The 12,651-nt window shown below is 45.8% G+C and carries 13 protein-coding genes; 7 read left to right on the top strand and 6 right to left on the bottom strand.

Annotation, left to right across the window (positions count from 1 at the left end; all coding sequences use genetic code 11):
* Positions 1-32: 32 nt before the first annotated feature.
* Positions 33-497 (bottom strand): DUF4385 domain-containing protein, encoded by a 465-nt coding sequence (locus MHI38_RS15295; protein ID WP_154889912.1) that lies wholly within the window; start codon positions 495-497, stop codon positions 33-35.
* A gap of 155 nt (positions 498-652) precedes the next feature.
* Between MHI38_RS15295 and MHI38_RS15290 the strand changes: the two genes are divergently transcribed.
* From MHI38_RS15290 to MHI38_RS15270, 5 genes are all read left to right on the top strand, one after another.
* Complete coding sequence (locus MHI38_RS15290) at positions 653-1,120, top strand: DUF1877 family protein (protein ID WP_154889914.1); 468 nt, start codon at positions 653-655, stop codon at positions 1,118-1,120.
* A 140-nt stretch (positions 1,121-1,260) separates the two neighbouring features.
* On the top strand, positions 1,261-1,389 hold the full coding sequence (locus MHI38_RS15285) for a hypothetical protein (RefSeq protein ID WP_261769298.1): 129 nt from the start codon (positions 1,261-1,263) through the stop codon (positions 1,387-1,389).
* Positions 1,390-1,576: 187 nt separating this feature from the next.
* Positions 1,577-3,127 carry a copper amine oxidase N-terminal domain-containing protein gene (locus tag MHI38_RS15280; RefSeq protein WP_308722575.1) on the top strand — a complete coding sequence of 517 codons (1,551 nt, stop codon included), beginning with the start codon at positions 1,577-1,579 and terminating at the stop codon, positions 3,125-3,127.
* A 256-nt stretch (positions 3,128-3,383) separates the two neighbouring features.
* Positions 3,384-4,832: a GNAT family N-acetyltransferase gene (locus MHI38_RS15275; RefSeq protein ID WP_154889918.1), complete on the top strand. Its 1,449-nt coding sequence runs from the start codon at positions 3,384-3,386 to the stop codon at positions 4,830-4,832.
* 63 nt (positions 4,833-4,895) lie between these two features.
* Entirely contained in the window at positions 4,896-5,681 is a 786-nt protein-coding gene (locus tag MHI38_RS15270) for a glucose 1-dehydrogenase (RefSeq protein WP_154889921.1), read from the top strand.
* A gap of 87 nt (positions 5,682-5,768) precedes the next feature.
* Here MHI38_RS15270 and MHI38_RS15265 read toward each other — a convergent pair whose 3' ends face one another.
* From MHI38_RS15265 to pdxR, 3 genes are read right to left on the bottom strand one after another with little or no spacing between them, the layout of a single operon-like run.
* The gene (locus tag MHI38_RS15265; RefSeq protein WP_308722576.1) at positions 5,769-6,215 is read right to left on the bottom strand and encodes a GNAT family N-acetyltransferase; all 447 of its coding nucleotides are present in this window, start codon (positions 6,213-6,215) and stop codon (positions 5,769-5,771) included.
* Complete coding sequence (locus MHI38_RS15260) at positions 6,212-7,132, bottom strand: D-alanine--D-alanine ligase (RefSeq protein ID WP_308722577.1); 921 nt, start codon at positions 7,130-7,132, stop codon at positions 6,212-6,214. The genes MHI38_RS15265 and MHI38_RS15260 overlap by 4 nt, the downstream gene beginning before the upstream one ends.
* Before the next feature lie 28 nt (positions 7,133-7,160).
* Positions 7,161-8,618, bottom strand: coding sequence for a MocR-like pyridoxine biosynthesis transcription factor PdxR (pdxR, locus tag MHI38_RS15255; RefSeq protein ID WP_154889925.1), 1,458 nt, complete (start codon positions 8,616-8,618; stop codon positions 7,161-7,163).
* A gap of 697 nt (positions 8,619-9,315) precedes the next feature.
* Between pdxR and MHI38_RS15250 the strand changes: the two genes are divergently transcribed.
* Positions 9,316-9,672 (top strand): nucleotide excision repair endonuclease, encoded by a 357-nt coding sequence (locus tag MHI38_RS15250; RefSeq protein WP_090921395.1) that lies wholly within the window; start codon positions 9,316-9,318, stop codon positions 9,670-9,672.
* Between the two features lie 242 nt (positions 9,673-9,914).
* A complete protein-coding gene (locus MHI38_RS15245) occupies positions 9,915-10,661 on the top strand; it encodes a Bax inhibitor-1/YccA family protein (RefSeq protein WP_090921397.1) in 747 nt (248 codons plus the stop codon).
* Between the two features lie 111 nt (positions 10,662-10,772).
* Here the strand turns inward: MHI38_RS15245 and MHI38_RS15240 are convergent, their stop codons facing one another.
* Together MHI38_RS15240 and MHI38_RS15235 are read right to left on the bottom strand one after the other, a co-directional pair.
* Entirely contained in the window at positions 10,773-11,477 is a 705-nt protein-coding gene (locus MHI38_RS15240; RefSeq protein WP_341181385.1) for a 4'-phosphopantetheinyl transferase family protein, read from the bottom strand.
* An 83-nt stretch (positions 11,478-11,560) separates the two neighbouring features.
* A complete protein-coding gene (locus tag MHI38_RS15235; protein ID WP_341181384.1) occupies positions 11,561-12,433 on the bottom strand; it encodes an arylamine N-acetyltransferase family protein in 873 nt (290 codons plus the stop codon).
* Positions 12,434-12,651: the final 218 nt, after the last annotated feature.

Here is a 12,651-nt window from a genome sequence, read left to right as displayed (position 1 = left end):
GTTTCCACAAGTCAATGATTTCAGATATGCGCCTAGCCCTCCTCTGACTCGTACTTTTCCCGATGATTTTTCATCATTTTCACGTAGTCGGGATCTTTCTTCGCTACCTCCCACTGCGCTTTGAAAATGGCTGCTGCTTCCGCCTTCACCGGATCGTTCTGATAAGGCAGGATCGAGCCATCCTGCTTCGAATATTTGCGCCCGCCTTTATGATTGGTATAACGTCTCGCCCGAGTGTATCCCATCTGTAAAAACTTGCGAGCCATATCCATGCCAATGAAATCCCCCTTTTTCTTATACTGCAAAAATAGTTCATAGATCTTCTTCGATGACTCTGTCGCAATCTCAGGTGTTTTGAACCGCCAGTGCGGCAGAATCTCGCTTTTGTAGGGTTCCACCATGAGTACCCCTTGCTCGCCCCGGCCAACGGTATATAATTCAGGCTGCTTGCGCAGATCGAGTTCCTCGTAATTAAGACTGTAGTCAAATTTTTTCATCGGGATATCCTCCTTAGGAAATGGTTCGTTTACGCTCCCCACATGATCGTTGTAGGGTGACGTTATTGTGCCCTTTTTCCTTTTTACCCCGATTCTGATGTAACATGCGCGGTTAATGGGGAATAATAGAAGGAAATGTCAGGAGGGATAACGCGATGGGCATGTCGGGTAGATATGTGGTAGTAACCGATGAGTTGTTGAATTCCATTCAATCGGGAGAGGTTAGTGTGCATGATTGTCAGGTTGATCTGGATATTGATAAAACGTGGCAGATGCTACAGTTGACGTTGAATGGTAACCTCGTAGATGGAGAACCTCCGCTAAGTTATGTTGTGCCGCTCGCTAGTCAACAGTATTTGGGGAACTATTCGGATATGGATCTATTCTTGATTAATAACAAGCAGGTTCTTGAGGCTTATATGGCATTGGAGCAACTTACCCCTGAGGATGTGAGGACGCGTTTCAGCTTGGACAAGATGCTAGCTGAAGGGGTATATCCCGTAATGGAAGGTTGGGACGAAGAAGAGACTTTTCAGGAGATCGTGCAAACGATTGATCAGATACAGGCTTTGTTTCAAGTGACCGTAGAGAACGGCAACGGGATTATCTTTTACGTGTTCTGAAAGGGCTCTTTCTAAAGGGATGAATTCCGATCTGTGTGCATTTATGGTTTGGAACAATGTTTGATTCATATGCCATCCGGTTATTGATACACACAAGGCAGTGCCTTGATGATATTCCGCTGAAGAGAGGGAGAGCGATTATGACACAAAATCAGAACGAAGAGAACAAAGCGATTCAAGACGATGAACCGGATCAATTCGAGACCCCTGTAACACCGGCAGATGAAGTGGAAGAGGAAGGGTCTACGGAGGATCAGGAGCAGGAATAGTCTGAAAATAATACATGAAACAGCATGTTTCCACGCGCATGTTATGACATATGAGTGATAGAAGAACCAGAAGGCCGGACGTGTTCCGGCCTATTTGGCCTATTTTTATGCGTATCCGTTTACATTGCTTCCAAGTGCCCTCATAATAAGGAATGAACCATATTTTGCTAAGGGGGAGATCCCAATTATGAGCCGAAAGTTAAGACAATGGATGGCAGTACCGCTTGTCCTGTTACTGGTTATTCTTACAGGTTGTCAGGCCGTGGGCGGAGTAGATGTTGGCCAAGCCATGGTCAATAACACCAATGTAAAATCCGGTGAAACCAAACAATCCATGCATATTAACATAGAACCGGACAAACAATTCGCAACCGACGAAGACCTCGAAATGATTAAACGAATCAATTCCATTTCACTCAACATTGATCATGCCAAGATGAAGGATACGAACACGGCATCGATCAAAGGATCAGTGAGCATCGAAGGAACGAAATTGCCTTTCCATCTGTCTATGGACAAGTCGGGCATGACCATCGATGTCGATGGTGCACAGAAACCGGTTTACATATCTCTGGATACACTTGGGGGAGCAGAGACGATGCTGCTTCCTATAGATACAAAAGAGCTGGAGAAACAGATGCAAGAGCTTTCTCCAAAGGTATTAACTTTTGTCATGAAACATCTGTCCAATCCGAAAAACATATCCGTTACCCCTGTTCAGGAAGCCGTTAATGGTGAAACATTGTCTCTGAACAAGCTGCATATGGAGATTAACGGTGAAGAGCTGCTTGCGATGGTTAAGCCGTTCCTGACAAGTATTTCTAAGGATGAGCAAGGTCTCAAACAGTTGATTGGAGACTTGTATGATGTACTGTACCCTGTATTTGAAAGTTATATGGGCTTGGAAGGTATAGAAGGAGAAGGTATGGAAGACGATGAGATGACTTCTATCTTGCCAAAATCGAAGGAGGAAGCAGTTACATCCATCTACGCCATGATCAAAGAAGGCTTGGACAGCATTCTGGTGAACTATGATCAGGAACTGAACAACCTGCTAAAAGATACACCGGAGCTGAAAACAGTATTTGGCCCTGAAACCAAATTGAATATGGACTTTTTCCTGGATAGTAAACTCGATATTCGCAAACAAAAGATGTCTTTGAAGGTGGCTGTGCCTGCATCAGAAGACTTGCCAGTGCGTTCTGTAACGGTTAGCGCAGACAGTGAGCTATGGAATATCGGCGGCGTAGTCACTGTGGATGAAGTGGATGCTTCCCGTGGTGTGATGGAACTGACCGAAGGGGAAGTTACACCGGGTCAGGTGCTTCGAAATTTTGATCCAAACTCATTTGTCTATCAACTCCTGAAAAATGAGATGAAGATTACAACCAAAAGTATCTTCCTCTATCCGGAAGACGAAGAAGTTGGAGCAATAACGGTCAAAAATACAACCTTTGTGCCGCTTCGGTATCTGTCCGAGCAATTGGATGCAGACGTGAAATGGACGAAAGGCTCGAAACAGATCGTTGTCATTGACGACATCACTGGAGACGAGATCGTACTGACGGTAGATTCTCCGAAAGCAACCGTTGCGGGGCAAGAAGTCACGATGGTGGAATCCGCCTTTGTTGGCAAAAACGGCAAGACTTATGTGCCGCTACGTTTCATGGCAGAATCACTTGGAGCCACGATTGAAAAAGAACAAGATACAGGCTGGATTTTCATTGATCGTCCATAATACAATGTGGATCGTTATAAACGATGCGTGAATTGAAAGGGGATTTCAGGGAATGCCAGATTTCTCGTAATGATGTAGAAAAGAACAAGGCGCAAAAATTCCGTTAGACCAACACGGGATACGTCTGTCCTTTTTTGACCCATTACGAGGAGCTTCGGCGTTTGATCTGAAAGGATGAAACGACAAGGGGATACCTCTATTGGAGGTGCTCCTTTTTGTCGTGTCATCACAAAATAATCCCTTAGAGGTGTTCTATATGAATCATCGTTTCACGATTGTTGCTAATTCAGTAATGTTACGTCCCTTTACCTTGCAAGACCAATCCGCGCTGGCAACCTTGACACATCAGCCTGAAATTACCGACCTGTTACCCGATTGGAAGATGACAGAAGAGCAATTAAGTGAATTTTTGCAGTTTGTCGTAGGGAGTTATGAACAGTATGATCCTCAGGATGTACGGATTATGCTTGCGGTCATTCATCAGGAGAGTCAGCAGTTGATCGGTTGGTGCGGTGTGTTTCCTAACGATATGCTTGATCCGTATGATCGTGAGGTAGCTTATGCCATTTCACGCGATCACCGCAACAAAGGTTATATCACGGAGGCGGTACGAGCGTTGACAGCATATCTAATCGAACATACGTCGTTAAACCGGATTGTGGGCATTGTGAAGACATATAATCCGGCTTCTCGCAAAGTGCTGGAGCATACAGGCTTCCAGTATGTGAATCGGAGACGTCTGTCTGATGGGGAGGTCTATGATTATTTTGAACTTCATAGCACGGATTCCAATGGTAAAGCCACTGGGCGGATTAAACCCAAACCATTATCGATAAACCTGCGCCGAGCAGAACACGAAGATGCCGTTGTGCTGACAGACATCTGCACACGTGCTTTTGATCATGCCATACATGTCTGGGCGAATGGAGAGCAGGACTTGGATAGCAATCTTTGTCCTCCGGGTTATAATGCTGTTCGCTTACATGAGTATGTCATTCGTGAGTGGGACTACTATGTAGTGGAAGCAGATGGTTGTGCAATCGGTGGACTCAGCATCAATCTGCTGGGATATGAAGTCGCAAGGCTGGATAAAATCTATATCGACCCTGTCTGCCAAGGGCGAGGTGTTGGATCACAAGTGATTCGTCAGATGGAGGCCGCTTATCCTCAGGTTCGGCATTGGAAGCTGGAGACTTCTGGCCGGCAACGGGGAAATCACCATTTTTACGAAAAGCTCGGTTATGTTCGTATGTATGCCTCTGACGAGGAGTACGGTTATGAGAAGAAGATCGATGGCGGGAGCGGGCAGCGTGATCCAGTGAAGGAGCGAGAACACGTTCAGGCGAACCTGGATTCGATGTGGTACAGCGCCAGTACAATGAAGAACAGCCGCATTACCGATTGTAATCTGAGTGGAAGCAAACTAACGAACCTGAATATGACGGAAATGTTGCTGGCAGATTTACGTTTAACAAACACCAAGTTGGAATTCTGTGCGCTGGGCGGGGTTCAGTTTCAGGATACACATCTTGGTGCAGACCGTGTGCCAATGCATTGGAGACATTGTGATTTGGGAGACAGTCGTTTTGTCGACTGTGATTTTTCAGGTGTTGAGCTTGAAGCTTGCCAAGTGGCAGGAATGAAAATTAATGGGATTCCCATCGAGAAATTAATGGAGGCATATGAGTTGTCGAAGCCATGTTAGAGTCCAATTTGAAAAGGGTATTGAAGTATGGATGATCTAAAAAATCATTAGGAGGTCTATACCATGACAGAACGGTTCACCAATAAAGTTGTCTTGATTACAGGAGGTGGCTCGGGGCTTGGCCGGGCGGCTGCAGTAGAGGTCGCGCGAGAAGGGGCAAAGCTATCTCTGGTGGATGTTAACATGAAGGCACTGGAGGAGACCAAGCGGGTAATTTCGGAAGAAGTGAACGGAGCTGAGTTTCTGTTGATCGAGGGAGACGTAGCCGATGAAGAAGCCGTTAAGAAATATGTTCGGGATACCGTGGACAACTTCGGACGCATCGATGCATTTTTTAACAACGCGGGCATTGAGGGCAAACAGAATCTGATCGAAAACTATGAAACCGAGATGTTCAACAAGGTAATCGACATTAATTTAAAAGGTGTATTTTATGGCTTGAAACACGTGTTGCCTGTGATGAAAAAGCAAGGCGAAGGCTTTATCGTCAACACCTCCTCCGTGGGTGGTATTCGCGCTGTGCCTAATCAGATCGCTTATGGGGCAAGTAAACATGCCGTTGCAGGCATGACCAAGGATGCTGCGATTGAATATGCAGAGCATGGTATTAGCATCAATGCAGTAGCTCCAGGAGCCATTTTGACAGACATGGTTATCGGTTCATTCAAACAGATTAACCCAAATGACTGGGAGTCGGCGTCCAAAGAGTTTGTAAAGGACAACCCGGCCAAACGTCTGGGTGATCCCAAGGAAGTCGGACGTCTGGTCGCATTCCTGCTGTCCGGTGAATCGCCATTTATCAACGGAGCCATCATTCCGATTGACGGTGCACAATCTGCCAAGTACTAAATCAGTCAGGATAAGATCATAAAAAACATAAATATGCCCTTCCGAGCCACATTAGCGCTTGGAAGGGCATATTTTGTTGTTTAGATTTCATCGAATGACATTTTTACTGAATCCGGTGCTGCCAGCCGTATAACCCATCCTCTGATAAAATGCATGCGCCGCTTCACGATCCGCACGATTGCCGCTGTTTAGCGACAGAGAGTCCGCCTGCTGTTCGGCCGCCCACTGCTCAGCTGCGAGTAGAAGCTGACGGCCGATACCAGAGCTGCGGTAATGTTCATGAACAACCAGTGCCATGATGCGGCAATGTCTGCCGTTCTTTTCATATGAATAGGATGTCTGCAGGCCAATCAGTCCCACTATATGTCCGCGCACTTCGGCTACCAACGTTGTAAAATTCGCATCAGCAGCGATATGAGCGTATCTTTCCTGCATCTCGGCGTAGGTTGTGGGGTATCCCAGTTGATCCATGAGAATAACCATGTCCTGTACATCCTGTTTGGTGCTATGCCGAATATTTACATCTAGACTCATACACGCGACAACTCCCCGGAACGTTCTTTAAGAGACAGATCAATGATGGTGTCGAGCAACTTGGCAAAAGAAATCCCGGCAGCGGCTGCACTTTTGGGTAGCAGACTGTTCCGTGTAAGCCCCGGTAAGGTGTTTACCTCCAGCACGTAAGGCACCCCATCCCGAATGAGCATATCCACCCTAGCGTAGACACTGCATTTGAGAACGTTGTAACAAGTTAACGCTGCGGCTTCTACGCGCTGATGCAGCTCAGAAGGTAATTGCACGACCTGCTCATCCGCACCGTTATCATCATACTTGGCAGCATAATCAAAAAAGGCAGCATTGGCACGAATCGAGATCACGGGTAGCATTTTACCGTCTACAATGGCGCAGGTAATCTCTTCACCCTCAATATATTGCTCAATCATTACACTGTCATCCCAGGCAAGAGCAGCCTCTACTGCGGCAGGCAGGGCTGATGGCTCATGAACGATCTGTGTTCCAATGCTGGAACCGCCTGAGTTGGGCTTGACGACCACCGGGTACGTTAAGTGCTGGACAGCCACAGAGGACAGATCTTGCATTCGATTCACTTGAAGCCAGTCTCCCGTGAGTACTCCTGCTTGCCGCATGAGCTGTTTGGACATGTCCTTATCCATGCATACGCTACTTGCAAGTACGCCGCAACCTGTATAGGGAATGCCTAGGGATTCAAGCGTGCCTTGCACCGTGCCGTCTTCTCCGTATTTTCCGTGCAGGGCAAGCAAGGCTACATCAATTCCATCCGATTTATCGATCAAATCGCGTTTGGAATTCAGCTCAATCGGTATGACCTTGTATTTACTTCTGTCCAGATTCGCAATCATCTCCTGTCCGGTGAGCAGGGATATATCCCGCTCTGAAGATGTACCGCCCATAATAACGCCGACTTTCATGTGAAAATCCTCCCCTAATGTTATTAAATCAATTCATCATGCTCGCAACGGTTTCCCCGATGATACGGATGCCTTTGCGGATGTTCTCGTCACTGACTCTGGAGAATCCAAGCCGCATGGTGTGAAGCCCTTGACCCGGCTCCAGATAAAAGGTATCTCCGGGAGTAAAGGTTACCCCGTTTACTTTACAGGCAGCTAGCAACTCTCTTGTTCGCACTTCTGGTGGAAACTGCACAAACAGATGCAAACCGCCTGCTCCGGATATTTGACACATCGGCAGATGCCGTTTCAGACAATGCACAGCGAGTTCATACTTTCGCTTGTACTCTGTACGAGCCCGTTTTAGATATTTTTCAAAATTGCCGTTGCTTAAATATTGATATAACAGAGACTGATCCAGAGTAGACGTATGAATACTGCGCGCCCGCTTCATGCTTTCCAGATAATCGATCAATGTAGCATCCGCGATAATCCAGCCCACACGCAGTCCGGGAAACAATACTTTGGAGAAGCTGCCGAGATAGACAAGGCCGTTACCCTTACCCATACTGGCAATCAAGGGTGAGACATGGGAGCCGGAATAACGAAGCTCTTCGTTAAATCCATCCTCAATGATCGGAACTTGATATTCGTTCATTAAACGTATAATTTCAGTTCGTTTTGCAGGCGAAGTCACGATTCCGGTCGGATTGTGATACGAGGGCACAAGATATGCCAGATCATATGCACTTCCAGCCAGCTGTTGCTCTAGCTGCTTCAGATCCAGGCCATCCGGTTCCATATCGATACCGGTTAGTTGAAACTGGTGCAACTTCAGGTTTTTGATCGCCGTGTGATGTGTAGGGTTCTCACAGAGTGCTTTACCGCTCTTCTTGCGCAATGCCCCAAGGACCAGGTCAAATCCTTCCGTAAACCCGTTCGTAATCAAAATATCCTTACCCGTAAGGTCGACCCCTTTGTTTTCCATGTAGTTCATCAAATAATTCATGAGCGGTTTATATCCTTGCGCGTAGCCGTAATTAAGTAAAACTTCTCCTTCAAGTGACATGCGATCCAGGAAGGCCCGTTTCACATTTTGAAGATCAAACAGTTTTTCATCCGGCGCGATGCTGGTAAAGGAAATTTCGCCGCGCTCGGCTCCTGAGCCATGTTTCATCAGATCATATTGCTCTGCCTGGATTGCATAATCACTTACCTCTGCCGTCCAGTCTAGTTGCCAATGGATTGCATTGGTCTGCTGCGTTTCAATAAGTGTGCTGACGTAATTACCCTTACCTTTGAGCGCATAGATCAACCCTTCTTCTTCAAGCTCTGCGTAGGCGAGCAGAATGGTGCTTCGGCTTACCTTCATCAACGTGCTCAGCTCACGGGTTGAAGGCAGTTTCTGATTGGGTTGCAAACCGCCTTTTAACATTAATCGTTTCAAATAATCTTTGACTTGTATATATACAGGGCGGTCCTCCGTCAATTGCAGATCGGAATACATCCCATCACTCCCTCTACTGGTATCTTGCCATATTATAAACCCAGCAGAAAGAACCACGATACCTCTGTTTCGTAGCTAAGGTGGCCTGAGTTGTACGCACAACGGGAAAAAGCCCTGGCTCATATGCCGGGCTGGAGGTGAAGCCTGTTCAATTCTAAGGGTGTAATACTATTCTGTTCTAGCTACAGTTGAATGTTCTGACTAGTCTCTAGAAATACCTGTCTATATAATTCTAAGTGGATCAACTTCCTATGCTATATGCTTTGTCTATATTATTCTAATTCTAGATGATAAACTTGATGCTGTAATAAAAAGAAATCTTAAAAGGCTAATTATTGCCACTCAATGCTTGCTGCAATAGGTTTTCGTAAAGATGGTGATTCTACAATCTACTTCAAAGCTACGGTTCTTACTAACTGTACTCTTCTCGTGTGCACGTCACCGAATTCAGTATGAAAAAGATGAAAAATGGTAGGCTCTATAAAACGAGCGTGGATACAAAGACATATGTCTTAGTGCCCAAATTCTTCCTCATACCCCTATAGTACCACTTTGAATCAGGGAAGTTAACCTTTTTTTTGAAATATTTGTCGCAAAAGCGAAAATTCCGTGAAATCTACTTCTTTTAACTCGAAATGGTGTCGGATTATGATATGTGTTAGGATGTATTTCTATAGAATATAAGGAAGTGAAATGGATGATTCAGATTACGGTTCCTACACCAGATGTGACCATTACCAAGCAGGAAAATCCGCAGTTAAGCCACATTTATGGATTTACTGATTTTCACCTGATTACGCGCGAGCAAGGCGGAATTTACATGTTTTATAATGCCGCAGGTGAGTTGTTATTTGTCGGGAAAGCGCGAAAATTAAGACCGCGAATCAAAAAGCATTTTGAAGATACGGTATCTCCAATGAAGAATCACCGCGACGAAGTCACAAAGATTGAAGTTTGTTTGGTAGAAGATCCAATGGATCGTGAAATTTATGAGACCTATATCATTAACACGATGCGGGCGAAGTATAATGTAGACAAAGTTCTATATAAGTAAGTAAACAAGTTTATTTAAGGTGCACAAGCAAGAAAGTAAGCTTGAAATGCATTTAGGACATATGTCCTAGGTTCGTGTGCAGGTGGACAGGATGTGATCCATGGATTGCATCCAACTCCATTTCCTTTGCAAATATAGTTCTACGTAACAAATATTGAAGCTAAAAAGTTCGCTTTTCAAGGAAGTAGCACTAGAAAATGGGTTTCACAGATTTACCCAATACATAAGAAGAGGTGATTGTGTTGATCGGTCGTAGCGGTAATCCTACACTTAAGGACAGCACGTTTGAGAACAGAGGATATGGAGAGGATCGGTACCAGAACTACATGACGATTAACGGCACGGTGAACAAAGCGTTCATCACGTTGATCATTTTGCTGGGCAGTGCATTTGCAACATGGATGATGTTTTTCAAAGGACAGGAAGTGATGCCGCTTGCATATGGCGGGTTAATTGTCGGTTTTATTTTGGCGCTAATTATTTCGTTTAAACCGGTGGTATCTCCATATCTTGTACCGATCTATGCGGTAGCAGAGGGGATGTTCCTGGGTGCACTTTCGGCAAGTTATGAGTCTTTGTACAACGGAATTACGTTACAAGCAGCTTTGCTAACCATGGCGGTGTTTGTTGCCCTGTTAACAGCCTATAAAACGCGGTTAATCAAAGCAACAGAGAACTTCAAGTTAGGCGTAGTGGCTGCAACGGGCGGTATCATGATTATGTATTTGCTTAGCTTTGTGCTCGGTCTGTTCGGCATCACGGTTCCATATCTTCATGAGAACAGCCTGATTGGTATTGGCATCTCGGTTGTGATTGTCATTGTTGCTGCGCTTAATCTGGTACTGGATTTCGACTTTATTGAAGGTGGTGCAGAACAAGGGGCACCCAAGTATATGGAGTGGTACGGTGCCTTCGGGTTGATGGTCACGCTAGTTTGGCTTTACATCGAAATTCTTCGTCTGCTCAGCAAACTGCGGAGCCGCGACTAATCTTACCGATAAGTAATATGTGTTTACAGATAAAAGGAGTGAACCGCCGGGGATTTATACCACCGGATGGATTCGCTCCTTTTTTAAGCTTTACAGGTCTTTCTCTGAAAATTAAACCAATACAGCGTATAGGCTCTCCAGCGTCACGATCTCGGGCTGGCTTGGCAAATCGCCTTCTGTAGCACAGGCAGCGAACATATGCTGTTCATCCAATGGGTGACTGTAGAAGCGATGCCTAAGGATCTGCCCGTCTTGGTTGCATCTCCAATCAGGCTCTCCATGTTGCTGAACATGGGGCAGAATAGCGAAGGAACTCAGCGGCATGGACAACCCCATGCCTACAGCTTTAATGTAGCTCTCTTTTAGCGTCCACAGGCGATAGAAGGTATGCAGCTGTTGATCGGCAGGCTGTGCTGCCAGATACGTATTCTCTTGTGGCGAGAAGAAACGCTCTGCGATCTGCAGGTCAATCGGTGCTATTTTCTCCACATCGACACCGAGTTCATCTTTACCTCCAGCAATCAGTGCAATCCAATCGCCGGAGTGCGAGACATTAAATTGTGCATCAGCATCGTGAGTAAGGGCGGGTTTTCCATATTTGTTACGGGTAAACGTAATCTCTCTATGTCCCAGGCCGGTCAATTTGCTTAACTTCACACGGGTCAGCACTTCACCTAGCACTGACCGATATGCATCTGCTTGATGCATGAAGCGTGAAGCCTGTGCCCGCCGCTCTTCAGAAACGAATGACAGAAAAAGATCCCAATATGGTTCAGGTACAACGGAGGGCACTTGCAGTACTTGTATCGTTATCATCATTTATCACCTGACGTTGTATTCGGCATGGATGACAGGCTTTCCTCTATATTTATCCTTATCTCGCGTTTTTCTCCAATGGATCAGGCTAGTTGTGTTTTTTTCCATTCTTCATGCGCAATCTGTATCCGTTCCCACATCTCCCTACGCTCTTGTTCCGTATAAATCACTAACGGTTCATAGAAAAGCTTGGTTAGTATGTCTTTCCACTCATTGTAATTTCGAATTTCTGACTTGCTAATGCCTTCGATTCCATGCGTTCGAAGCACGCATCCCCTAAGCTCATAGCTGTGGCCTGTATCTCTCTGACGGAGCAGAAATGCGTTATGCCAGGGTGAATCCACGGATTGGCTGTAGAATTCATGCTTGGGAATAAACTCTTCCAGACGGGTAAGCTCCTCGGGATCATAATCCACTCCCATGCTTGGTCCGTTAGGCTCGTATTCAAGCCTCCATCCACCAGGAACAACGGAAGAAGGCATCAATGTATACGTAAACGGTGCGGGTCCATAGGCTCCGTAACGGAGAGGGAGCGGATCAAAAGGCATGCCTCCCAGACCGACATCTACAATCCAACGTTCCACATTCGGGTCCGCATCTGGCAAAGAGACGGACAGACCGAGATGGAACGAGTTCACACGTGGCTGTTCTCCATGCGGCTGAACGCCCGCGCGGTGCCAGTGCACCGTATATCCCAGGGAATGAAGTAAAACACTGAATGCGCCGTTCAAATGGAAACAGTAGCCACTGCGTCCTTGCAGGATCAACTGCACGGATTCTTGCAGATCGATGCCTGCAGGCCTACCTGCAAAAATATCGACCGTTTGCCAAGATAGATGATGGATATGTGCCTGTTGCATCTCGGCAAGGAATTCTAAAGTGGGTTTCTTGATTGTATCTATGCCTATCCGTTTCAGATAAGCGTTTATTTCAGCTGGAGTTAATGTAACATTCATCTCGATCACCTCAAGTCATATCATGGGCTGCAGGGGAAATGCCTCAAACGCTACTGCCCTGAATTCATTGTATAAGTGAGCATCTGAAATGCACACACAAGTTTATTATGATTGTACCGGTACAATTCTAATGATACTCATAGTGGAAATAGGGTACACATATATATTTTGCGCACGTTTATAATAAATGATAGTTTGGTTTCTTTTTCCGGGGTATG

It is taken from the genome of Paenibacillus sp. FSL K6-1558 (genome assembly GCF_038002565.1).
Lineage (GTDB): Bacteria > Bacillota > Bacilli > Paenibacillales > Paenibacillaceae > Paenibacillus > Paenibacillus polysaccharolyticus.
Note: the sequence above shows the minus strand (reverse complement) of the source record. Positions and strands in the feature narration are given on the sequence as shown.